This window comes from Salinibacter altiplanensis (genome assembly GCF_002894645.1).
In the GTDB taxonomy this organism is placed as follows: Bacteria; Bacteroidota; Rhodothermia; order Rhodothermales; family Salinibacteraceae; genus Salinibacter; species Salinibacter altiplanensis.
Genome location: NZ_NCQY01000020.1, coordinates 382,804 through 406,183, shown reverse-complemented (window position 1 = coordinate 406,183; position 23,380 = coordinate 382,804). Strand labels below are relative to the sequence as shown.

Here is a 23,380-nt window from a genome sequence, read left to right as displayed (position 1 = left end):
CGTTCTCCCTCTTTTCGACGCAGAACTTCCTCCCTCACAGAGCCCAACGCAATGTTTACCGGTATTATCGAAGACGTCGGCACCCTCACGGCAATCGAGTCCCTCGGCAGCGACCACGCGGGGAAGCGGCTCACGATTGAGACTAACATGGCCCCCGAGCTGCGTGTCGACCAGAGCGTGTCGATCGACGGCGCGTGTCAGACCGTCGTGGACGTCAATCCGGACGCCTCCACCTTTGCCGTCGACTCGATCGAGGAGACCCTGCGCAAGACGACCTTCAGTGCCCTGGAGGCCGGCGCGCCGGTGAACCTGGAGCGGGCGCTGCAGGCGGGCGATCGGCTCGACGGCCACTTCGTGCAGGGCCACGTCGACGCCACCGGCACCATCACGAACGTGGAGCGGGAGGAGACCGACTGGCTCTACACGATTCAGTTCGACCCGCAGCACGCCGCGTACCTGATTCCGGTCGGCTCCGTCTCCGTGGACGGCATCAGCCTCACGGTGGCCCGCCTGGAGGAGGACACGTTTACCGTCGCCATCATCCCGCACACCCACGACGTCACGAACGTGTCGGAGACGTGGACGGACGGGGCGGCGGTGAACCTGGAGTTCGACCTGATCGGCAAGTACGTGGCCCGCAGCTTCGCCGCCAGCGGCGAGACGCCCGACCCAGACGCGCTGGCGAAGACCTGGATGGAAGACTAACCCCTTTCTCCTCCCAACCGTCTCAGCGTGCCGTGTCGGATGCGTCCCTCGTCACCGTCGCCCGCCACGACCGGCAAGGCAGCGCGCAACTCGCAAAAGCCAAGCTGGAGGGTGCCGGCATCCCGTGCATGCTCGCGAATGCGGAGCAGTCCGGCCTCTCTACGATGTTTGACGCCACGGAAGGGGGCGTACAGGTAAAAGTGCCTGCCAGCCGCGCAGATGAGGCCCGGGACGTGCTGACCCTGGGGCCCTCCTCCTGACGCATTGCCCCGTTCCCGACGCTCTGCCCTTCAACCGTCCAGCGTTCGACGCCATCACGCCGCCCCCGCGGCACCGGCCCCACCACCGCCGGCTGCACCGGCAGCCCCAGCCGCCCCAACCGCCCCGGCCGACGACGACTCGACCGCCCCCATTACGGTCACCACCGGGAGAAACGTCGTGACGGGGGCACTCGCCCCCTCCTCCGGATCCACGAGGCTCACGAATCCGTCCGGCAGCTCCGGCACCTCGGTCGTCGCGTTGAGCGCCTCTTTTGTGTCCTCGATCCAGGATTTTGACACCTCGTCGTGGAGGAGCAGCCACGGCAGAGCGTCCACGAGCCGCTCGGCCGCCCGCGCCGGGCTCGTCTCTTGCAAGCGTTCGATCTCCGACGTCTCGTGGTCAAGGTACGAGCGGAGGGCCCCCGCCCGGCGCGCCCCCTCCTCGGTCCAGGTGTAGCGGCGCACCGCGGCGATGACGCCCCCGAGTCCCATGCCCACTCCGGCAAAGAGGAGGAAGAGACGAAAGGCACTGTCCCCCGTAATGACGGCGGCAAACCCGCCGAGGAGTGCCACGAAGCCCCCTCCCAAGAGCAGTCCGGAACGCAGCGTGTGGTCCTCCATCCACCCGCGGTCGAACAGCGCGTCTCGGACGTCGCTCATGACGTCGCCCCGAAACGATCGGGTGTCCGACCAAAAGTCGTCGAGGGTCTCGTGTCCATCCAGCTCGTCTACGAATCGACGCTCAAAGTCGGAGAGATCTGTGGGATCCGGATGCACCTCCAGACGAACCACGTCGGTCGTCCCAATGATCTGGTCTTCGCGGTCGTGGCGAAGGGTGACGTGGCCGCGCCGGACGAGGTCGAACAGCGTCGCGAGGAACGCCTGCCCGTCCTGGTTCCCGAGCAGCGCCACCGCCATCGGCCGGTCAAGGTCGGCGGGCGGGCGTCGGGCCGTCGCCTCCGGACGCGGGCCCCGCCAGCGCCACGCGGCAACGCCCCCCGCGGCCCCGCCCACGACCACGAGAACCAGCCCGAGGAGGAGATCTAGGGCCGTCGGCAGGTACTCGCCCGCCACCTGCCTCGGAAACGACATCTCGACCGAGAGGCTTTCTCCCTCCTCGACAAGGTCTCGGTGAATCGCCCCCACGAGCCGTCCCTCCTCTCGCCGGACCGCCCCCGCATCCGGATCGAGCGCCACCTGGTCCAGTCGTACGTCGAAGGCCGCCGGCAGGGCAATGCGCACATCTACGTCCCGGGTGGGCACCACGGCCCCGTCGGCCATCACATCGAGCTGTACGACGTTGCGGTTGCCCCGCTCGTGGAGCGCCGCCTCCAGAACGTAATGCACATCGAACTGGGCCGGCGCGGAGCGATCCGGAAACGCCCACCAGACCTGGCGCACGCCGTTTGTCTCCTCAACTCGGACTGAGTCGATGGAGGTCTCCGGACTGGTTACCTCCACCGCCCCGAGAGCTCCTGCGTCCTCCCGCACGACCGATCGGTAGGCCCGCGAGAAGGTCCCCCGTTGGAAGCCGTACGCGATCGACTCCTCCACCGCGTAGCCCCCATCGGGCTGCACATGAACGGTGATATCCACATCTGACAGCACGTACTCTTTCTCCTGGGCCGCGGCGGGGCCAGCGGCGAGGAGCACCGCAACAGCTGCAAGGCGAAGAATGGAGGCGGCGGACATGAGAAGCCTGGATCTGTGAGTGATCTCTTGTTTTTCGACGAGGCTCTCTCCCGAGTCGTTACAGACAATCCCCGGTGAGTCTCCAGGTCGCACATTCCCGCTTAGAAACGCAGCACGCCTCGGTTGGTATCAACATATGAACATATAAATTTGTAAGGCACCTTTTAGGACACCCTCTTCGTCGAGGCGTCCAGCCTTCTCGCCCACGCTTCCAATTCTCCTTCCCATGTCCCCCATGAAAGCTGCCCGCGTTCCCAGTGCCGGTGCCGACTTTGAGATTGTAGATCTGCCCGTTCCCGAGCCGGACGCCCACGAGGTGCGCGTTCGGGTGGAGGCGTGTGGGGTCTGTCACAGCGACGCCTTCGTGAAGGAGGGGACGTTTCCCGGCCTTGAGTATCCTCGCGTGCCGGGCCACGAGGTGGCCGGGGTGGTCGACGCTATGGGACCAGACGTCCCCCAGTGGGCGGAGGGCGACCGCGTCGGCGTTGGATGGCACGGCGGCCACTGCTTCACCTGCGACGCCTGTCGGGAGGGCGACTTCGTCAACTGCGAAAACGGCCTCGTGACCGGGATTCACTTCGATGGGGGCTACGCGGAATACATGACCGCTCCCGCGGAGGCCGTGGCGAAGATGCCGGAGGAGCTGGCCGCCGAAGACGCTGCGCCCCTGCTCTGCGCCGGCATCACCACGTTCAACGCGCTCCGCAACCAGGACCTCCGCCCCGGCGACCTCGTCGCCGTGCAGGGCATCGGCGGGCTGGGCCACCTGGGCGTGCAGTACGCCGCGGCGATGGGGCTGGAGGTCGTGGCCCTCTCCACGAGTGCCGACAAGAAGGCACTGGCCCACGACCTCGGGGCGGCCCACTTCGTCGACGTGTCGAGCACCAATCCGGCCGAGGCGCTTCAGGCCCGGGGCGGCGCCGACCTGATCCTGGCCACCGCGCCAAACGCGGACGCCATCACGTCGGTCGTCGGCGGGCTGGGCCGCGACGGCGATCTCGTGATCGTCGCCGCGACGGGGGAGGCCGTAGAGGTGCCGCCAATGGCGCTCATTCAGGGTCGCAAGTCGGTCTCCGGGTGGCCCAGTGGCGACGCGAAGGCTTCGGAGGACACGCTCGCGTTCAGCGCGCAGGCCGAGGCGCTGCCCGAGATCGAGACCTTTTCTCTGACGGAGGCCGGGGCCGCCTACGACCGCATGATCAACAACGAGGCCCGCTTCCGCGCAGTCCTCACGATGGACCACTAAGAACGGCGCGGGGAGAGGCGCCGCCGCATCGGCAACCTGGACAAGGGCCTGGTCCCTCGTCCGGACGTCCCTACGCCGTGTTCAGGAGCCACAGCGCCGCGAGGCCCACCAAGAAGGCCACGCCCCCAGCCGCGTAGAAGACCGCCTCGATGCCGCCCAGGGCGAGCGCCAGGCCCATCAAAAGCGGCCCTCCAGCCTGCCCCAGGCGCAGGATTGTGCCGTTGAGGGACAGGATCACGCCGCGAGAGGCCTCCGACGACAGCTCGGTCAGCCGCGTCTGCAGGGCCGGTTGGTTAAGGCCCTGGGCCACGCCGTAGAGCAGTGAGGCCAGCCCGACGCCCCACACCCCAGGGGCCAGCGGCATAAGGGCAAGCGCCACCCCGTCGATCACGATTGAGCCCTGGATGAGGCGGCGGGGCGGGATCCAGGTCGCGAGGCGCCCAATCTGGGTCGCCACGAGGGCACTCGACACCGACGCCGCGGCCAGCACGCCCCCAGCCGCAACCGACGAGGCCCCGAAGCGGGTCTCCACGAGCTCCGGCACGTACGTGAGGAAGGCACCGAAGATGAGGACGAAGATGCCGAGGTTGACCGCGAGCAGGCCGAAGACCCGTCGATCCCGCAGGCGCTTTCCCACCGTCCGGAGGTATCCCCGAAAGCCCTCCGCGCTCGACCGGCCATCGACCGCGGGGGCCTCCAGTTTCCACGCCACCGCCGCCCCCACCGGAAGGGCCAGGAGCGGAAGCGCAAACGGCACGTACCACGCAATGGCCGCCAGCATTCCCCCCACGGCCGGAAAGGCCGCCGTCCCCACGTTGAGGGCCGTGGCGTTGTAGCCGACCACCGCGGCCCGCGTTGCGCCCTCGTACCGGTCGCCAATGATTGTGATGGCGAGTCCGACCAGCGGCGCCGCGGCGAACCCCTGCACGGCCCGCAGGCCGAGCAGCACGGGAAACGAGCGGGCCAGGGCGCACGCCCCACCGGCGATCCCAAACACAAACAGCGTGGGCACCAGCACCCGCTTTCGCCCCAGGCGGTCGGCACCGATGCCCGCAAGGGGCGCACTCAGAAGGCCCGGGAGCGAGTAGACCGTTACGACCCAGCCGACCTGGACCCGAGAGATGCCGAGCACGTCCACCACCTGCGGGAAGGCGGGCGACACGCCGGACACGTTGCCGACACCGACCAGGGTGACGGCGAAGAGCAACCAGACGTCAAGCTCGGCGAGGGGCGCTTCCGACGACGCGACTGGGGAACGAGACGAGCCCTTGGCGTCATCGGGGGATTTCATAAGCGACATCTACGGGAACATCGGTACAACTCATCGACTCCGGGCACGCACGGAGGCCCCGCGCCCTCCGTGTTCTCGCGCCTCGGTCACTCGGCCGCCGCCCGCCGGAGGACACGGTAGCCGTAGCCCTCTATGGGCAGCGTCGGCCCTTCCACGGACGCCCCCGTCAGGGCATCGGTGAGGGACACGTCGGCGTAGCCGTCCGGAAGGGGCACCTCGTGTGAGGCGTCGCGGACATTGACCGCAAAGAGCAGGCTGTCCGTGTTCGTCGCTCGCTCATACACCAGCACATCCTCGGCGTCCGGGGTGTGGACCGTCAGGGTCCCCGTTCGCAGGGCCGGACTGTTGCCGTACAGCCCGAGGTAGTTCCGATAGAAGCGTCGGACATCGGGGGCCTGCGACCAGTCGTACGGCGTGCGGGCGAAGAACGAGACCGAATCGGCCACCCCCAGCTCCTGGCCGTTGTAGACCAGCGGCGCGCCGGGCATGCTCGTCGCCAGCACGAACGCCGCCTTCGCCCCCTCCCGTCCGTCGAAGAGGACGGGCGGGGGGGTGTCCCACATCGTCTCGTCGTGGTTCGTGGTAAAGCGCAGCCGCCGGGCCGCATCCGGCAACTTGGCGAGCGTCGTGTCGACCTGCGTGGCGAGGGTGCGGACCGGGACGTCCTTCTCCCACACCCGCTTCAGCGCCCCGTAGAAGGGCCAGGCGTAGGTCTGGTCGAAGCCCACCGTGTGCATCTCTCCCCCAGCCGCCTCGGCGAGCATGAGCACCTCCTTGTGGGCCTCCACCGAGTCGATTGCGCTCTCCCAGAAGTCAAGCGGCACCGCGTGGGCCACGTCGGCCCGGTAGCCGTCGATGTCAAACTCGCGGACCCAGTACTGCATAACGTCGATCAGTTCCTGCCGCGTCCGTGGGGTCTCGAAGTCAAGCTCCACGACGTCCGTCCAGTCGGTCGTATCGCCGTTCAGCACCGGCACCGTGAAGCCGTCGATGGGCCCATCGCTGTACATGTCCGGGTGGTCCTCCAGCCACGGGTGGTCCCACGCGGTGTGGTTGGCCACCAGGTCGATGATGATGTGCATGTCGCGGGCGTGCACCGAGTCGACGAGCGCCCGGAAGTCGGCCTTCGTCCCGTAGTCCGGATTCACGTCGTAGTAGTCCCGAATCGAGTACGGGGATCCGAGCGCCCCGATGTCGCTCTTGCGCCGCTCTTCGCCAATCGGGTGGATGGGCATGAGCCAAAGCGTGTTGACACCCATCTTCTGAATCTCATCGAGCCGCCCGATGAGCCCCTGGAAGGTGCCCTCCGCGGAGGCATCGGGCACGAACACCTCGTAGACGGTGGCGTCCTGCGTCCAGGCCGGCTCGCCCACCCCGTCGATGGAGCCGGGCGCGGGCTCGTTGGACGGGCTTCCGCACCCGACGAGACCGATGACCAAGGCGGACGCGAGTGCAAAGAGGACCGAGCGGCGGAGCATGGCGGAGACGCTGGCTGAACGAGAGATCGCTGCACCCGCCGCCCCCTGGAGCCTTATGGGCCGACGGAAACACAACATAGGAAGTAGGCCGAACGCCCCCAAGTCCCTCCGTCTCCTGTCGGGCCCACCGCGAGCTCGTTGGCGTGGACTGACGGCTTTGGGAAGACGCTGTGTCCATGTTCAGCCGTCCATTCATCAACTCGAACAGCCGGAATATCACTACAAAATGTCACTAAAAATGAGCCATCCCTCGCACCAGAGGAGGGCCTCCGCAAACTCGAAGCCGATGGCAATCTCCCCGGCCGTTGCGTGTCCGGGCCCAGGAAAGGGCTGCGCCTCAGCCCCGAGCCACTGAGAGGAGCAGGAGAAAAGCCAATGTCCGAAGCCCGTTTTAGGGTCAACCCGAGGAAGAAACGAAGCGAAATGCCATTGCTGGACAATGGAGCGAAGTCGAAGTGACATGAGCAGTGGATTGCCCGCCATGCAAGAGCCGAGACAAAAATGAGAAGTGTCCTGAGACCGTCGAGTATCGTTCGGGCTCTTCAGAGAGCAGTCCGGTCTGGGAATTGAAAACCTGCTTGGCGGATGGACATTCAGCCGAGCCACAGCGGGCGAAGTGGACGACCGGGGCCCAATCGAGCCCTGCAGCAGGGGCCGAGCAAGAGCGAGGTCGTGGCGAGGTTATGCCCCTGGTGAGCTCTCGGACGAGTGCAGAACCCGTTCTGCACGAGATCCGCGAAGCCACAGCGCTGGGAGCAAAGCGACCGAGTGCTTTCAGAGTGCGCTGGGAGCAGAGCGACCGAGTGCTCTTGGGGGGCCATAGACAGTCCGCCAAACAGATTTTGATTACTTTGTTCTTCATTCTTCTTCGTCTCCACCAACAACGACAAGACTCGCGTCCGCCATCGGCGCATCTCGTGTCTCCACGTTCCTCCGTGTGGACTGAGCCTCACGAACGCTTCACGCCCAACAGTACGAACAGATGCGGCAGGGCAGTGTATACACGTATGCTTTGACATTTTGACCTCGTAGCTCAGCTTGGCAGAGCAACGGACTTTTAATCCGTGAGTCGCAGGTTCGAATCCTGCCGGGGTCACCACAATCGGGAGTCCCGAACGGCAACGGGAAGATACAGAAACATCTTCTCCGTATACAGCATTCGTACTCCAGCATTTGTCGACACTCTGCCCGAGTGGCGGAATTGGTAGACGCGCATGGTTGAGGGCCATGTGGCCGTTATAGGCCGTGGAGGTTCGAGTCCTCTCTCGGGCACTGCCCCCTGGTTGCGATTTGCAGTCAGGGGGTTTTCTTTTGGAGGGGAAGCACGCCTGCCCCAACGGGTCGGCCGCCCTCCCACGCCACCCTGCTTCGAGCCTTGTCTTCTTCCTGAATGACTACCCCCGACCGCACGCCCGTCAAGGTGGGCCTCTTGACCGCCGCGTCCCTCGTGGTGGCCAACATGGTCGGCACCGGCATCTTCACCAGCGTCGGGTTTCAGGTCGAATACCTGGACTCCCCCTTCGCACTGCTCATGCTCTGGGCGGTGGGGGGCGTGATCTCCCTCTGCGGGGCGCTCACGTATGGGGAACTGGGCGCTGCCCTGCCTCGCTCCGGCGGCGAGTACCATCTCATCTCAGAATTGTACCACCCGTCGCTCGGCTTCATTGCCGGATGGATCTCCGCGACCCTTGGCTTTGCGGGCCCTACGGCACTCGCCGCCATCGCCTTTGGGGACTATACGACCGCCGTCTTTCCGAGCTGGTCATCCACCCACCTGGCAGCGGGCATCGTGCTCCTCTGCTCCGCCATCCACGCCACCAGCATCACGTGGGGGAGCTGGTTCCAAAACACGTTCACGGCCCTGAAAGTACTGCTCATCCTCGTCTTCGTAGGGGCAGCGCTCCAGGCCAACCCGACCACGCATAGCATTACGGTCGTCCCGGACGGGCACGCCCTGGGCGAGCTCGTGAGCCCCGGCTTCGCCGTGTCCCTCGTGTTCGTGTCGTACGCCTACGCTGGGTGGAACGCCGCCATCTACATCGTCGGGGAGATCCGGGATCCGCAGCGCAACCTGCCCTTCTCGCTCGTGCTGGGCACCGCGCTGGTGACAGTCCTCTACGTGCTGCTCAACCTCGTCTTCCTCTACACGGTGCCGACGCAACAGATGGCCGGGGAGGTGGAGGTGGGCTTTCTCGCCGGCTCCGTCATCTTCGGGGACGCAGGGGGAGATGTGATGTCGCTCTTCATCGCCCTGCTTCTGGTCTCGACCGTGAGCGCCCTCATCTACCTGGGCCCGCGCGTGACCCAGGCGATGGGGGAAGACGCCCCCGCGCTCCGCTGGCTCGCGGTCACGAACGACCGCGGCATCCCGGTCAACTCCGTCCTGTTCCAGATGGGCCTCGCGCTTCTCTTCATCTACACGTCCACCTTCGACCAGGTGCTCGTGTACGCCGGGTTCACACTCATTCTATCGACGATGGTGACCGTGGCCGGCGTGTTCGTGCTGCGCTGGCGCCACCCCGAGATCGACCGCCCGTACAAAACCTGGGGCTACCCGGTCCCGCCGCTCCTCTTCCTGGTGGCGAACGCCTGGATCCTCGTGTACGTGTTTCTCGACCGGCCCGCCGAGTCGCTGATCGGGCTTGGCATCGTGGCCGTGGGGGCGGCCCTCTATTTTGCCAGCCAGTGGATCGCCCCGGACGAGGCCCCGATCTCCGAGCCCCGTCCGTAGCCGTTCGTCACACGTCGCAAGCGGAGGCCGCTACAGCTGGATGTTGAGGCGGGCGAAGTAGAAGGCCCCGTTGAAGCCCTGCTGCACCGGCGCGTAGTCGAAGACGCCGACAAAGGAGTTCGGGAAGATCTGCTCGTCGGGGAGGTTGTCGAACAGGTTGTTGGCACCGACGCTCAGTCTTGCCTCTTCCGTGAGCTGGTAGGAGACCGTTGCGTCCAGGACCCACTGCGGGTCGTGCACCTGCTCACTTCCGAACGGGAACTCATTGCGCGTCACCTCTCCAAATCGAACCGTCCGGAGGAAAAGCGAGGCGGGACCGATCTGGTAGTCGGCCGACACGTTCAGCTTCGTGCGGGGACTGCTCGTCTCCAACAGCGCCCGTTCTTTGGGGCTGAAGTAGGTGTTGCGCAGCTCCTCAGTCGTGCCCTGAAAGTTGTCGCGGAGCGTCCGCGGGATGTTGAGTTCGTCGTCGGCCTCCGTCCGGTTGTAGTTGCCCGCCGCCGAGAGGTCGACCGTGCCGTAAGCGGTCTGCAGCCGGTAGGTGGCCACTACGTCAAGCCCGAGGGTTTCCGTGTCGACGGCGTTGGAGAAGAACTTGGCCCCCGACGCCCCGACCTCCTGCAAAAGCCCCTGGATGTTGCCGCCCGAGAACTCGCCGGTGAGCACGATGCGGTCCTCGATACGAATGCGATAGCCATCCACCGTGAGGTCAAAGTTATCGGTGGGGCTGGCCGTGAAGCCGACGCTGGCGCTGCGAGACTGCTCCTCGTCGAGCTGTGGCACGCCGAGAACGCGCGCCACCTCACTGTCGTTGCTAAACGTCCCGATCTCGGCGAGCCGGCCCTGGTCGTCGAAGTCGGTCTTCACGTCGTTGAAGTAGAGTTGGTGGAGGGACGGAGCCCGGAAGCCGTTGCTCACCGAGCCGCGTAGGTTGAGTTGGTCGTCGACCAGGCTCCAACGGGCCGCAAGCTTGCCGGTGAGGGTGTTGCCGAAGTCGCTGTAGTCCTCGAAGCGCCCGGCGGCCGTCACGAGAACGTCCTCCGTCAGGTTGAACTCCGTGTCCAGGTACGCAGCCACGTTGCTACGAGTGCGGTCCACCTCGTTCTCGGGACGGAAGCCCACGAAGCCCTGTGCCCCCCCCTGTTTGCCCAGCGTGTCTCGGGTCACCAGCTCTGGCTCCGGGCCGCTGTTGTCGATCACCTGCGCCCGTCCGTAGTCACGGTAGGAAGCCTCCTCCCCCGAAAAGATCTGGTAGTGGTCCACGCGGTAGGCCCCTCCGAAGGCCACATTAACGCCCGCCAGGGTCTCGTCGAAGAAGCGCGACACGTCGATCTGAGCCGTGTTCTGGCTGAAGGCGTGCTCACCGGCATAGATGCTGGTCGGGCTCGCCCCCAGAAGCGAGGCGTTGACCGTGTTGTCGACCTGATAGTCGAGTGCGTTGCGGCCGTAGGTATTGCTCAGGTCCCACGTCCAGCCCCCGATTGTGCCCTGTACGCCCAGCGTGAGGGCCTGATCGATCACATCGGAATTCAGTTCCGGCTGAAAGCCGTTCGGGAAGAAGCTGGGGGACGGATCGTCGGCGCGAAACGGCATGGAGGCGAGGTCCGACGGCAGGCGGCGGAAGGGAGCGCCGATCCCGTTCTTGTAGGAGAGGCCGCCGAAGGCGTAGAACGTGGCGTCGTTGCGCAGGCCGACCTCCGAGTTCAGAAACACGGCCCCCTGCTCAATCTCCGACTGGCCGACGCGGAAGCGAACGTCCTCCCGCTCCAGCCCGCGATTTGCGAGGGTCTGATTGTCGATCTGCCGGGCCTCCGACGGGTCCTGGGGACTGTCGTCTGACGGGTACGAGAAGAAGTTGCCCCGGTCCGACTGGTCGAAGATGATCAGGCTGTTGCCGTCGGCCCGGTTCGTGCGGCCGCGGTCCCGAAGCGTACCGGTCACGTTTACGAAGCCGTCCTCTCCGAGGCTGAACCCGTAGTTGGCTTCGACCTTGAGGAGCTCGCCATCGCCCTCCTGATGGACGCCGCTCGTAACGCCTGCCGTCAGCCGATCGGTGTCTTCCTTCAGCTGAATGTTGAGGACGCCCGCGATGGCGTCGGACCCGTACTGGGCCGCGGCCCCGTTGCGCAGCACCTCAATCTGCTCGATAGCGGCGGTGGGGATGGCATTCAGGTCGGTCCCCGCGGCGCCGTTGCCCGCCGTCTGTAGGGTGTTGATGAGCGAGCTCTTGTGGCGCCGCTTGCCGTTGACGAGCACAAGCAGCTGGTCGGGGGGGAGGCCGCGCAGCGAGGCCGGATCGACGAACTCAGTCGCGTCGGCCGACGACTGCCGGTTGGCCTGGAAGGAGGGTGCCGAGTAGGTAAGTAGCCGGTTCAAGTCCGTCTGGGGCGACTGGGCCGTCAACTCATCCACCGGGAGCGCGTCGACCGGTACGGCCGACTGGAGGGCCGAGCGGCTCCGGCTCCGGCTCCCGACAACCACCACGTCGTCGAGCGTCGAGCCGGCCTGGAGTCGAAGACGCACTTGAACCGTCTCGTCGACGTCGACCTCCACGTCTTTCCGCTGGGACGTATAGCCGACAAAGCTGGCCCGGAGAGAGACAGTCCCAGCTTGCACTTGGACGCTGAAGCGACCGTCTGTATCGGCCGTGGTGCCGCGCTCGGTGCCGAGCACCTGTACGTTGGCGCCACTGAGTGGATCGCCCGTCTCGGCGTCGAGGACGCGCCCTTCAATGGTGCCCCTCGTCTGGGCCTGTCCGGAGATTGGAGAGGCCGCCCACACGCTACACACAAGCGCTGCGCCCAGCGCAGCGAACCAGAACGCGTGAAAACGGCGAGTCGATAGGGAAGAGTGCATAGCGGAACCCATAACATCGGTTGGTATGAAATGGACGATTCATAATTAAGACATCGCCCCAGAGAGATCCTGTGGAGATCCTGTGGAGAGGCCGGGCCGTAACGGAGCCTGCACACTTTCTCACTCCTCTGTTTCTGTTTCGGCCCGCTTCCGGACGGATCGCATCCGTCCGTTCAAGACGGGCGTTCTCGCTTGTCCCTTCTCCACCATGCTCACCGCTCTCCCCAGTCTCTGTGTCGCTCCTCCTTCCCGGTCTCCTCGCGCGCACCTCCCTGCTTGCTCCCACGTCCCTTCGCTTTTCGTTGGGGCCCGTGTCACGTATCTTGACGACGCACTTTTCATCGCACAGGCTCTTGTCTCCGCCATATGCGTCATTCGGCCGTCGCCGCACTGCTCGTCGCCGCGCTCGGACTCTCCACCGCCCCTGTCGCCCAGGCCCAATCCCAGCCGCTTACACACGACGACTACGACCGGTGGGAGGAGATCGAGACCCAGGCCCTTTCGGACGACGGCGCGTGGGTGCGGTACCGCACGAGCCCGCCGAAAGGGGACGACACCCTGCAGGTAAAGCGCGTAGAGCCCCGGCAGACCTACACCGTGCCCCGCGGCGAGGCGGCCCGGTTCACGGCGGACGCGCAGGTCGTCGTGTACATGATTGCCCCGCCGCACGACTCGACCCGGCAGGCCCGGCTCAACGACGTGCCGCCGCCGAAGCGCCCGACCCACGACCTCGGCCTGCTTGCCCTGGCCACGGGCGACACGACCCGCGTCGACCGCGTGCAGTCGTACAAGCTGCCCGACGAGGGGCGCGACTGGGCTGCCTACCACCACGAACCGCCCCGCCCCGACAGCAGCGACTCGGACGAAGAACATGACGATGAGACCGACGGGGCACCGCTTACGCTCCGGCACCTCGACAGTGGGGAGACGTGGCGGTACGACCACGTGACCGACTATGCCGTCGCCGAGGAGGGCCCGCTGCTCACCTATACAGCCGCCGACAGTACTGGAAAGAGCCTCCACGCCGTCCGGCTCGACGGCGACGCCCCACGGGAAACGACGCTCCACGCCAGCGAGCAGACATATCCGCAGGTCGCGCTGGACGACACGGGCACGCAGGTCGCTTTTCTGAACGGCCCCGACAGCACCGACGCGCCCCACCACGACAACACGCTCTATCACTGGAAAACGGGCAACACCGCCCTCCAGGCCCTTGTCCAGTCCGGTGCGGCGGCCCTTCCGAACGAGTGGCTCGTCAGCGAGCAGGCCGGGCTCTCCTTCTCCGCAAATGGGGCCCGCGTGTTTTTCGGCACCGCCCCTACGCCGCCCGCCCCCCTCGAACAAGACAGCCTGCTGGAGGACGAGCAGGTGGAGGTGGACGTGTGGCACTGGCAGGACCCGTACCTGCAGCCGATGCAGAAGGAGCGGGCCGACGACCGGAAGGAGCAGACGTACCGGGCCGTTCATGTCGTGGACACGGGCCGGACGCTGCAGCTCGCCACCGAAAAGATTCCGGCCGTCACCGTCGCCGCTGAGGGCACCGGCACCGTGGCGCTCGGCATCACCAACCGGCCCTACCGGCAGGAGCTCTCGTGGGACTGGCCCCCCGCGTATGACGCGTACCTGATCGACCTCCAGAGCGGGGAGCGCACCCGCGTGCTCCGGGACGTGCAGGCCGTTCCGCAGCTCTCACCGCAGGGCAACTACCTCGCGTGGTGGGACCGTGAGGCGCGCGCCTGGAGGGGGCTCGACACGGACACACGGGAACGAATGACGCTCTCCGCGTCGATCCCGCACGCCGTCCACGACCACCGGCACGACGTGCCCTACCCGGCGGGGCCGTACGGCCTCGCGGGTTGGACCGAAAGCGACGACGAAGTCCTCCTCTACGACCGCCACGACGTGTGGGCCGTTCCCCCCGATCGGCCCGACGACGCGCAGGCCGTCACCGACGAACTAGGGCGCGCGAACAACCTACGCCTTCGCCACGTCTCGCTCACCGACGATCGCACCCCCGCCGCGTGGGGCGACTGGCCGACCCCCATCACCCCGCCCACCGTGGTGCCGGACACGCTTCTCCTCTCGGCCTTCAACACAGAGACGAAGGCCGGAGGCTTCTACCGCGACCGGATGGGCAGCGGGGAGCGCCCCACGGAGCTCCGCATGATGGACCGGTCGTTCTCTACGCCGGAAACGGCCGACGACGCCGATCGGCTGCTCTACACGCGGGAGAGCGTCCAGGAATTCCCTGACCTGCGCGTGGCGGACCGCTCGTTCAACGATCCCGAGCGGCTGAGCACCGTCAACCCGCAGCAGGACGCGTACCGCTGGGCGACTGTGGAGCTCGTGGAGTGGACCTCGGCGAACGGCGAACCGCTGGAGGGCCTGCTGTACAAGCCGGCGGACTTTGACCCGGACACGGAGCACCCGATGATGACGTACTTCTACGAGCAGTACAGCGACGACCTGCACGAGCACTACGCGCCGGCGGCGCACCGGTCGATCATCAACTTCACCTTCTACGCCAGCCGCGGGTACCTCGTGTTCGTCCCCGACATTCACTACGAGGAGGGCTACCCCGGCGAGAGCGCGATGCAGTCCGTGATGCCGGGCGTCACGATGCTTGCCAATCGGGATTACGTGGACGGCGCCCGCATCGGCGTGCAGGGACACAGCTGGGGCGGCTACCAGATTGCCCACATGGTGACCAAGACGGACCTCTTCGCGGCGGCCGAGGCCGGGGCGCCCGTCTCCAACATGATCAGCGCGTACGGCGGCATTCGGGGGGGCACCGGCATGAGCCGGATGTTTCAGTACGAGGAGACCCAGAGCCGCATCGGCGGCAGCCTGTGGGACACACCGATGCGCTACATCAACAACTCGCCCATCTTCCAGGCCGACCGCATCGACACCCCGCTGATGATGATGCACAACGATCAGGACTCGGCCGTGCCTTGGGAGCAGGGCATCGAGCTGTTCGTGGCGCTCCGGCGCCTCAACAAGCCGGCCTGGCTCCTCAACTACACCGGCGAGGTGCACTGGCCCACCGACCTCGCAGAAATGCGCGACTGGACGACCCGGATGCAGCAGTTCTTCGACCACTACCTCAAGGGCGCCCCCGCGCCGGCGTGGCTCGAAGAGGGCGTTCCGGCCGTCGACCAGGGACGCACACTCGGCCTGGAGCCGGTGACGGGCACGCCAGAGTAGTGGGGCATCGCAGCCTCGCCAACCGCCCCGCCCCCACTCCTTCCCTCGTCCCCCGTCCCCATCGTGCCCACCCCTTCCGCCGACTGGCCTCCCCTCAACCCCGACCAGCGAGCCGCCGTGACGGCGTCGATGGACCCGCAGCTCGTGGTGGCCGGGCCGGGAACCGGCAAGACACGCGTCCTGGTGTGCCGGGCGGCCTACCTCATCAAACGGGAGAACGTGACACCCTCCCACCTTGTCCTCGTCACCTTCACACGGCGCGCCGCGCAGCAGCTCACGGCCCGCCTCACCGAACTCGTGGGGCCGCAGGCACAGCACGTCCGCGCCGGAACGATTCATCACTTCTGCTACAAAACGCTCCGGGCCTGCACGGACCGGGCAGACGTGCCCGACGACTTTATCGTGGTCGACGACACGGTGACGGACGCCTTCTGGCAGCGCTGGTACGAGGCGCACGAGCGCTGGTGCGAGGCGAATGATCTCCACAGCTACCGCCAGGTCAAGACCCACGTCAGCCGCATCAAGCTCGGAATCGACACCGTGTCGGGCCGGCTCACCGAGGGCCTGCGGGCCTACGCCGCAATGCTTGCGGACCGGGGCGCGCTCGACTTCGACGACCTGCTCGTGAAGATGCGTGACCTGCTGCGTACCCATCCCGACGTGCGGGCCCGCCTCACTGAGGAGACAAAGGCGGTGCTCGTCGATGAATTTCAGGACACCGACCCGGTGCAGTTCGACGTCATCCGTCGTCTGGGAGACGCAGGCGCCCACCTCTACTGCGTGGCCGACGACGACCAGTCTGTCTACCGCTTCCGCGGGGCCCGGCCCGCCAACCTCCGCCGCTACATCGACCGCTTCGACTGCACCGAAGAACGGGGCACGCGACACGTCCTCACCACCAACTACCGATCGAACCGCTCCATCTACGCGGTGGCGGAGGCCGTGCTCGACGGGAAGGGGCGACTGAAACAGCGTGGCGACATTCGGACGGTGGACCCGGGCACGGAGCCGGTGCGCCTCGTCGCGTGCGACGACCCCGAGGCCGAGCGGACCTACGTGCTTCGCCAGCTGCGCACCTGGATCGACGAGGGGGCCGACCGGAGCGACCTGGCCGTCCTGACCCGCTGGAACCGCCGCCTGGCAGCCCTGGAGCGGGCCTGCCTGCGGGCCGGCCTCGCCTGCGAGACGAGCCAGAGCGAGGCGCTGCTGGACGCCCCCCCCGCGCAAAAGCTGCATGCTCTGCTCCGCGTCGTCGATGCCCGTCGCCGCGGCCGGCCGCTCGATGCCCCGATGGCGGAGCTGCTGTCTCGCCTGCTGCCGGACGACACGGTGGCGCGGCTGCGTGACTTTGGCGAGCGGAGCCTGCCGGACACGAGCCTCTGGGGCATCTTCCAGACCGTCGTCACCAACGAGCAGGCCCGCCGAAGTGCCGGCCTCGGCCCCGCCGTGGACCGCCTCGAGCAAACCTACGCCACGATCACCAACCTCTTGCAGAACACCCAGGAGGACGACCTGACCATCGGCGCCTTTGCCCGCGACGCCCTGCGCCAGCTCGGCGATCCCCTCCAGCTGCTTCGTCGCTACGCCGCCCCCCTCACCGACCCCGCCTCGCTCTCGTCGTTTCGCACGGCCGGTGGCGTTTTGCGGAAGTGGCGCGAGGCGTCGGAGGCCGCCGCCAATCCGCCCCGTCTTCTTCTGCACCATCGCACACCGCAGATCACGCGGCTCTGGCGACAGCTCGTGCGGCGGGCCCTCGACCTCGAAACCGATCCCCCCGCCCCACTGCCCGAGATGCAGGAGGCCCTCTTCGCCCGCCCCGCCGACGAAGGGATCCCGCCGCTCAGCGCCGACGACGTGGTCCTCACGACCGACCTGGAGGCCCTCCTCCGCTGGGCCGAGCGCACCAACGCCCTCTCGACGGACGGCGAGACGCCTCACATTCTCCTCCTCACCCCCGGCGCCTCCCTGCCGTCCGATCAGAAGAGGCTGCTCGGCATCGACCCAAACGACGTGCACGTGGTGGACGCCGACGCCACCTTCCACAGCCCGTCCGTCCGGCTGCTCAAGCTGCTGCAGGCCACGACCGGCCCGTCGGCGCCCGAGCCGCTCTTTCCCGAATACGTGATGGTCGACCTGGAGGCCACAAGCACCGACCCGCGCCACTGCCGCGTGGCCGAAATTGGCGCGCTGAAGGTACGCGACGGAGACGTGGTTGATCGGTTCTCCGCGCTCGTGCAACTGCCCGAGGACCTGACGGCCGACGAGCGCGAGACCCTGCACTCGGTATGTGGGCTGGACCCGGAGACGGACTTCGACGAGGCCCGGCCCGAGGCCGCGGTCTGGGCTGACTTTTGCGAGTTCGTAGGCGCCGCGCCGCTTATCGCCCACAACGGCCAGCGCTACGACTTTCGGGTCCTGCGCCACCTTGCCAAAGAGCACGACGCGGACGCGGAGTGGGCCACCACCTACGACCTGCTGCCCGCCGCGCACGAGCTGTTCCCCGGCCTCCGCCGCTACGACGCCGCGCACCTCCGCGAGACGCTCCTCGACGACGCGACAGACACCGCCCATCGTGCCCTGGCCGACTGTGAGGACCAGCAGCGCCTCCTGAAGCGGATGCAAGCGGAGCGCGCCCGGCAACGCCGTGCCCTGGCCCACGAGCCCCTCCTGCCCCTCCTCGTGGCCGCCCTCACGTACGAGTCGTCCGCCCCCGAAGCACTGTCGGAGGACGCCCGCATCTTTCTACAAGTGGGACACACGTGGGCCCTTCGCGACGCCTCCCCCGCCGGCGACGACCTGCGGTCGCTTCTGCCGCGGGCCCTCCCGGACCGCCTGCGCCAACACGCGCTCTACACACTGATCGACGAGGACGCCCTGCTCACCGTCTCCGCCGGCCTCCAGCCCGGCCTGGCCCGCCGCCTGGACGCGCTCTTTGCCCCCTACGCCGACCGGCCGCTCCGGAGCACCGCCCTGGACGACCTCCTCACCCACCTCGCGCTCTGGGGGGAAGAGACGGCCCCGCAGGGCGAGGATGTGATTACCCTCTCCACCTACCACAGCGCGAAAGGGCTCGAATTCGAGCGGGTCGTCTGCATGGACGCACACGACAACGCCTTTCCGCCCTACTTCGCCCGCGCCCCGGAGGAGCGCCGGGAGAGCCGCCGCCTCCTCTACGTAGGCATGACGCGGGCCGAGCACCGCCTCGTGCTCACCTACCCGGAACGCGAGCGGGGCTACGACCGCCGGCCCACTGCCTTCCTCGACGCCGCCCCCGAGGAACTCGTGCAGACCACGTCCGCCCCTTCCGGGTGACCTCGCAGTCCTCTCCGCGGCCACTCGCTCTCTGTAACGCTGCCTCTCGTTCGCTCCCCATTGGAGCCCCCCACTGCTCCCCCTCTCCTCCCGCCACTACCTTCCTACTCCATGTCGATCGATGAGATCGTGCAGCGCATCGGCGCCCATTCGTTTCCTCCCGTCGACAACGGATTCACGGTCGATCCGGACACGGGCTACGACGGGGTCCCCGACCACGAGCGTACAGACTGGCGCGTGCGAACCCTGGCGCTGCGCGACCTCATCCGTCAGGGCCGGAAGGACATTGCCCCCCTCGTCGATCTTCTGGAGCACGACAATCCACACGTCCGGCAGGTCACGACAATGGGGCTCGGGCCCCTTCGGGCAGAGAGGGCAGTGGGTCCCCTGGAAAACCGACTGCGCCACGATCCCGAACCGGTCGTTCGTGCCCACGCCGCCATCGCGCTCGGACAGATTGGTGTGCCCAGCGATGCCGTCGCCCACCATGCGGAGACCGAAGACCACCCCGACGTACGCCATCAGTGCATGGTGGCCCGATCCCGAATTGAGCGCGGGAGGCCGGTCGAACCGGCGGTCGCCGAGCAGTTTGCCACGCTGGACCCGTCCACGTTCGGACGAGTGCGAGACGGGGACTTTGCCCCAGACTTCGTGCTTGATGACACGGAGGGCCGGTCCTGGCGGCTCTCGGACGTGTTGGGGGAGAAGACGGTGGTCCTCCTCTGGGTCTTTGCGGACTGGTGCCCAGTCTGCCACAAAGAGTTTCACGAGCTGATTCGGCGGAAGGACCGGTTCCGTGCACTCGACGTGGAGGTGGCAACTCTCGAGTGCCACGACCGCTACCGCGGCCGGGTCATGACGGGCAAAGAGGTCCGCCCCCCATACTGGTTTGCCGACAAGCTGCCGGGCGAGCACCCCCTCGCCCCATATCCCGACGAGATTTGGTGGCCCCACCTGGTGGACCGGGCCGCCTCCGTCGGCCTGCGGTACGGCATCGATCCGTGGCAGTTTGCGGTCCACTCCGAATGGGTCAACCGGCCCAGTACGGTGATCATCGATCCCGAGGGCATCGTCCGGCTCGCGTATGTCGGGACCTACTGGGGAGACCGTCCAAGCATCGGACAGATTCTCGATATGATCGAGACCGGTACGTACAACGTCGACCCGCCCCCGCCTCGACGAGGCCCACATTGACGGTCGTCTCCCAACGCGACCCGGCATCCCCAGAACGTTACGAGCTGCTCCCGGGACTGCTCCTCATGCAGAAACGAAGCGGACCGTTTCGTCTAGGAGACATGATCCCTTGTCCAAAAACCGCTTCACCGACGCGTGCCTGCTTCTGATCCTGCCACTGCCCCCGAACGGGAAGCCACCCTTTCCGGCCACGATCTCAACCGACTTCGGAAGGCGGATCCGTCCCGTGCCGAGCGCGCGTTTACTGTCCTGGCCGGCCTCTTCATCGGGGCACTCGTGATCACGAATGCGGTCGCGAGCAAGTTCTTCGTCCTGTTCGGACAGGAACTCTCGTGCGGCATCATCGCGTACCCGGTGACGTTCCTGGCGACGGACCTCATCTCCGAGATCTACGGCCGGAAGCGGGCCAACACGGTCGTCGGGGCCGGCTTCGTGGTGAGCGTCTTCATCACGCTGGTGGTGTGGATCGCCAACGCCGCCCCGACCTACGAGCAGTCGCCCGTGACCGCGGAGGCGTTCAACTCGGTGTTCGGCCTCCTGCCCGGCATCGTGCTCGGGTCGATGATCGCCTACCTCGCCTCCCAGTTCATCGACGTGCAGATCTTCGAGTTCTGGCGCCGCCTCACGGACGGGAAGTACATGTGGCTCCGCAACAACGGCTCCACTTTTTTCAGCCAGCTCGTCGACACAGTGATGGTGGTCACCATCGCCCTCGTCATCTGGCCCGAGGTCGACGGCAACCCGGCCACTGATCCCCTCACGTTCGAGACGTGGCAGGGCATCGTCGTCGGCCAGTACGTCTTCAAACTCGGCATCGCGGCGCTCGACACGCCCCTCTTCTACGTCGCCACCCACTACCTCACGAACTGGATCCAGGCCGATCCGCGAGGGCTGGAGACGGACGGCGCGATGGAGTAGGCGCTACCCAAACCAAAAGTGGGCCCTCCCACAGAGGACGGGCCCACACAGTTGTTCAGTTCTGACCACCGGGTCCTCCTACGCAGTCATCTCCGCTTCGTCCGCCGCCGGCACATCGACGAACGTGAGCCAGTCGTGCGGGTCCCGCCCCCCTTCCACGACCTCAAAGAACGCGTCCTGCATCTCCTTCGTGACGGGCCCGCGCGAACCGGCGCCGATCGTGTAGTCGTCGACCGTGCGGATGGGCGTGACCTCCGCGGCCGTCCCGGTAAAGAAGAGCTCATCGGCCGTGTAGAGCGCCTCACGGGGAATTTGCTTCTCTTCCACCTCGTAGCCGCGGTCCTCCGCCAGGGAAATGATGGAGGCCCGCGTGATGCCGGGCAGGATGGACATTCCTGTTGGGGCTGTGTACAGCGTGTCGTCCTTCACCACGAAGAGGTTCTCGCCGCTCCCCTCGGCCACGTAGCCGTCGGTGCTCAGCATGATGCCCTCCATCTTACCGTTCTTGATGGCGTTCATCTTCACGAGGGAGGCGTTCAGGTAGTTGCCGCCCGCCTTCGCCATCGCCGGGAGGGTGTTGGGGGCCATGCGGTTCCAACTGGCCACCTCCACGTCGACGCCCTGTTCGAGGGCCTCCTCGCCCAGGTACTGTCCCCACTCCCAGACGGCGATGAAGGTCTCGACCGAATTGTCGAGCGGGTTGACCCCCATCGGGCCTTCGCCCCGGAGCACGACGGGTCGGATGTAGCACCCCTGAAGGCCGCTGCGCTCGATCGTGTCGACCACCGCCTCGGCAAGCTCATCCAGCGAGTAGGGAATCTCCATCCGGTACACCTTCGCGGAGTCAATCAGGCGCTGCATGTGCTCCTCCAGCCGAAAGACCGCCGGCCCCTGCTCCGTCTCGTAGCACCGAATGCCCTCAAAGACCGAGGAGCCGTAGTGGATGACGTGGGAGAGGACGTGGATTTCGGCGTCCTCGTGGTCGATAAAGTCTCCGTTGTACCAGATGTCAGGCTCCATGGCAGCGTGCGGGGGCGAAAGGACGGGAGATACGATGACGAACCAGGAAGAAAACGACGCCTCTGGGAAAAGGTTCAGCCCTTTGGTTCGAGCGTGGGGGCGTCGGTCCGGACCCGGTCCACCCGTTCTCGGAGCTGCGGGGCACGCCGGCGTGTGGTCGCGGCCATGCGGCCGATGGTCCACAGAATCTTGGCCGAGGCCTTCACAGTCCCGGAGAGTGTGCCCGTAATTTTGGAGGGCCCGATGCCGCGCCGGTACGAGACTGGGACTTCCTCCACGCGGAGCCCGGCCTCCAGGGCCCGGATTTGCATTTCGATGGTCCAGCCGAAGGTCTCGTCCTGCATGTCGAGGGCCTGCAGGTCAGAGAAGCGGATGGCCCGGAACGGCCCGAGGTCCGTGTAGCCGGCCCCCCAGACGCGCCGCATGAGCGAGCAGGCAAACCGGTTGCCCACCCGTGCCTGCGGCAACAGTGCGCCGGACTCGGTGTTGCCGCGGATGCGGGAGCCCACCACGAAGTCCGCCTCATCGGCGGCGATCGGCTCCACGAGGCGCGGCATCTCGTCCGGATGGTCGCTGTAGTCGCCGTCCAGGAAGACGACAATGTCCGGCTTACGTGTCGTCGCATACTCGATGCCGCGCAGGCACGCGGCCCCGTAGCCCTGTTGCGGTTCGTCGACCACGGTCGCCCCGGCGGCCCGGGCATTTGCCTTCGTCGCATCGGTCGAGGCGTTGTTGACGACCACCACCTCATCCACCAGGCCCTCAGGGATATCGCCCACGACCGGGCCGATGGCCTGTGCTTCGTTAAAGGCGGGGATGATGGCGAGCGTCGTCACGGTGGGGGGCAGTGGCCTGGACAAAGGGTCGTCGGACGGCTCCTTGGGGAGCAGAGCACCATGCGGCGTTACGCCGCCGCCTCTGCCGTGGCCACCGCTTCGATCGCCTCTTCGTCCAGGCGCATGGTCGTCCAGTCGTCGAGCGGCTCGGCCCCGAGCGCGTCGTAGAACTCAATCGCCTCCGTATTCCAGTCCAGCACCGCCAGGTCGATGCGACGGCAGCCCCGCTTCTCCGCAATCTGTGCAAGGTGCCGAAACAGCGCGTGCCCGATGCCTTCCTCCCGGTACGTGGACCGCACGAAGAGGTCCTCCACGTACAGGCCCGCGTTGGTCTGGAAGGTGGAGTAGTTGTGGAAGAAGAGCGCAAAGCCCACCGCCGTACCGCGCTCCGTCTCGGCGAGGAGCGCCTCACAACCCGTGAGCGCCTCTGCCGACAGGTGCTCCTCCAAAAGCTCTACGCTCGGCTCCGCCTCGTCAAGTAAGTTCTCATAGGCGGCGAGCTCCAGAATGAGGTCGACGAGCGTTTTCGCGTCGTCGGGCGTGGCCTTGCGGATGGATGCCGTCACGGGAGAACTGAGAACATTGAGCAGACAGTACGTCGTGGAAACGAAAGAGTCCTCCACCGCAGCGTTCC

General features: G+C 66.7%; 15 protein-coding genes and 2 tRNA genes. 10 read left to right on the top strand and 7 right to left on the bottom strand.

All coding sequences use genetic code 11. The annotated features are described in order from the left end of the window. Positions 1 to 51: 51 nt before the first annotated feature. On the top strand, positions 52 to 705 hold the full coding sequence (locus tag B7R93_RS09200) for a riboflavin synthase (RefSeq protein ID WP_103020464.1): 654 nt from the start codon (positions 52 to 54) through the stop codon (positions 703 to 705). Between the two features lie 32 nt (positions 706 to 737). Further along, positions 738 to 965, top strand: coding sequence for a putative signal transducing protein (locus B7R93_RS15315; RefSeq protein ID WP_157942261.1), 228 nt, complete (start codon positions 738 to 740; stop codon positions 963 to 965). A gap of 54 nt (positions 966 to 1,019) precedes the next feature. Here B7R93_RS15315 and B7R93_RS09190 read toward each other — a convergent pair whose 3' ends face one another. Beyond that, entirely contained in the window at positions 1,020 to 2,657 is a 1,638-nt protein-coding gene (locus B7R93_RS09190) for a DUF2207 family protein (RefSeq protein WP_103020462.1), read from the bottom strand. A gap of 235 nt (positions 2,658 to 2,892) precedes the next feature. On the opposite strand from B7R93_RS09190, the gene B7R93_RS09185 reads away from it, so the two are divergent. After that, the gene (locus B7R93_RS09185) at positions 2,893 to 3,903 is read left to right on the top strand and encodes an alcohol dehydrogenase (protein WP_232798242.1); all 1,011 of its coding nucleotides are present in this window, start codon (positions 2,893 to 2,895) and stop codon (positions 3,901 to 3,903) included. A gap of 70 nt (positions 3,904 to 3,973) precedes the next feature. On the opposite strand, the gene B7R93_RS09180 is transcribed toward B7R93_RS09185, so the two are convergent. Together B7R93_RS09180 and B7R93_RS09175 are read right to left on the bottom strand one after the other, a co-directional pair. Beyond that, the gene (locus B7R93_RS09180; RefSeq protein WP_103020460.1) at positions 3,974 to 5,194 is read right to left on the bottom strand and encodes an MFS transporter; all 1,221 of its coding nucleotides are present in this window, start codon (positions 5,192 to 5,194) and stop codon (positions 3,974 to 3,976) included. An 86-nt stretch (positions 5,195 to 5,280) separates the two neighbouring features. Continuing rightward, entirely contained in the window at positions 5,281 to 6,672 is a 1,392-nt protein-coding gene (locus tag B7R93_RS09175; protein ID WP_232798241.1) for an alpha-amylase family glycosyl hydrolase, read from the bottom strand. Between the two features lie 1,022 nt (positions 6,673 to 7,694). Here B7R93_RS09175 and B7R93_RS09165 point away from each other — a divergent pair. From B7R93_RS09165 to B7R93_RS09155, 3 genes are all read left to right on the top strand, one after another. After that, positions 7,695 to 7,771: transfer RNA gene (locus tag B7R93_RS09165), tRNA-Lys, on the top strand. An 87-nt stretch (positions 7,772 to 7,858) separates the two neighbouring features. Then, positions 7,859 to 7,944 (top strand) — tRNA-Leu (locus B7R93_RS09160). A gap of 118 nt (positions 7,945 to 8,062) precedes the next feature. Further along, positions 8,063 to 9,403 (top strand): APC family permease, encoded by a 1,341-nt coding sequence (locus B7R93_RS09155; protein ID WP_103020458.1) that lies wholly within the window; start codon positions 8,063 to 8,065, stop codon positions 9,401 to 9,403. A 30-nt stretch (positions 9,404 to 9,433) separates the two neighbouring features. Here B7R93_RS09155 and B7R93_RS09150 read toward each other — a convergent pair whose 3' ends face one another. Beyond that, the gene (locus tag B7R93_RS09150) at positions 9,434 to 12,259 is read right to left on the bottom strand and encodes a TonB-dependent receptor (RefSeq protein ID WP_103020457.1); all 2,826 of its coding nucleotides are present in this window, start codon (positions 12,257 to 12,259) and stop codon (positions 9,434 to 9,436) included. 366 nt (positions 12,260 to 12,625) lie between these two features. On the opposite strand from B7R93_RS09150, the gene B7R93_RS09145 reads away from it, so the two are divergent. From B7R93_RS09145 to B7R93_RS09130, 4 genes are all read left to right on the top strand, one after another. Next, positions 12,626 to 15,466 (top strand): alpha/beta hydrolase family protein, encoded by a 2,841-nt coding sequence (locus B7R93_RS09145; RefSeq protein WP_103020456.1) that lies wholly within the window; start codon positions 12,626 to 12,628, stop codon positions 15,464 to 15,466. A 63-nt stretch (positions 15,467 to 15,529) separates the two neighbouring features. Further along, positions 15,530 to 18,778 (top strand): UvrD-helicase domain-containing protein, encoded by a 3,249-nt coding sequence (locus B7R93_RS09140; RefSeq protein ID WP_103020455.1) that lies wholly within the window; start codon positions 15,530 to 15,532, stop codon positions 18,776 to 18,778. 111 nt (positions 18,779 to 18,889) lie between these two features. Then, positions 18,890 to 19,972 (top strand): HEAT repeat domain-containing protein, encoded by a 1,083-nt coding sequence (locus tag B7R93_RS09135; protein ID WP_103020454.1) that lies wholly within the window; start codon positions 18,890 to 18,892, stop codon positions 19,970 to 19,972. A gap of 135 nt (positions 19,973 to 20,107) precedes the next feature. Next, entirely contained in the window at positions 20,108 to 20,890 is a 783-nt protein-coding gene (locus B7R93_RS09130; RefSeq protein ID WP_103020453.1) for a queuosine precursor transporter, read from the top strand. A gap of 78 nt (positions 20,891 to 20,968) precedes the next feature. Here B7R93_RS09130 and B7R93_RS09125 read toward each other — a convergent pair whose 3' ends face one another. From B7R93_RS09125 to B7R93_RS09115, 3 genes are all read right to left on the bottom strand, one after another. Next, entirely contained in the window at positions 20,969 to 21,910 is a 942-nt protein-coding gene (locus B7R93_RS09125; RefSeq protein ID WP_103020452.1) for a branched-chain amino acid transaminase, read from the bottom strand. A gap of 74 nt (positions 21,911 to 21,984) precedes the next feature. Further along, positions 21,985 to 22,746: a glycosyltransferase family 2 protein gene (locus B7R93_RS09120; RefSeq protein ID WP_232798240.1), complete on the bottom strand. Its 762-nt coding sequence runs from the start codon at positions 22,744 to 22,746 to the stop codon at positions 21,985 to 21,987. A 68-nt stretch (positions 22,747 to 22,814) separates the two neighbouring features. Next, positions 22,815 to 23,312 carry a GNAT family N-acetyltransferase gene (locus B7R93_RS09115; protein ID WP_103020652.1) on the bottom strand — a complete coding sequence of 166 codons (498 nt, stop codon included), beginning with the start codon at positions 23,310 to 23,312 and terminating at the stop codon, positions 22,815 to 22,817. Positions 23,313 to 23,380: the final 68 nt, after the last annotated feature.

Coding starts and splice junctions, on each gene's coding strand:
- B7R93_RS09200 (WP_103020464.1), top strand. CDS start 52: ATGTTTACCGGTATTATCGAAGACGTCGGCACCCTCACGGCAATCGAG.
- B7R93_RS09190 (WP_103020462.1), bottom strand. CDS start 2,657: ATGTCCGCCGCCTCCATTCTTCGCCTTGCAGCTGTTGCGGTGCTCCTC.
- B7R93_RS09185 (WP_232798242.1), top strand. CDS start 2,893: ATGAAAGCTGCCCGCGTTCCCAGTGCCGGTGCCGACTTTGAGATTGTA.
- B7R93_RS09180 (WP_103020460.1), bottom strand. CDS start 5,194: ATGAAATCCCCCGATGACGCCAAGGGCTCGTCTCGTTCCCCAGTCGCG.
- B7R93_RS09175 (WP_232798241.1), bottom strand. CDS start 6,672: ATGCTCCGCCGCTCGGTCCTCTTTGCACTCGCGTCCGCCTTGGTCATC.
- B7R93_RS09155 (WP_103020458.1), top strand. CDS start 8,063: ATGACTACCCCCGACCGCACGCCCGTCAAGGTGGGCCTCTTGACCGCC.
- B7R93_RS09150 (WP_103020457.1), bottom strand. CDS start 12,259: ATGCACTCTTCCCTATCGACTCGCCGTTTTCACGCGTTCTGGTTCGCT.
- B7R93_RS09145 (WP_103020456.1), top strand. CDS start 12,626: ATGCGTCATTCGGCCGTCGCCGCACTGCTCGTCGCCGCGCTCGGACTC.
- B7R93_RS09135 (WP_103020454.1), top strand. CDS start 18,890: ATGTCGATCGATGAGATCGTGCAGCGCATCGGCGCCCATTCGTTTCCT.
- B7R93_RS09125 (WP_103020452.1), bottom strand. CDS start 21,910: ATGGAGCCTGACATCTGGTACAACGGAGACTTTATCGACCACGAGGAC.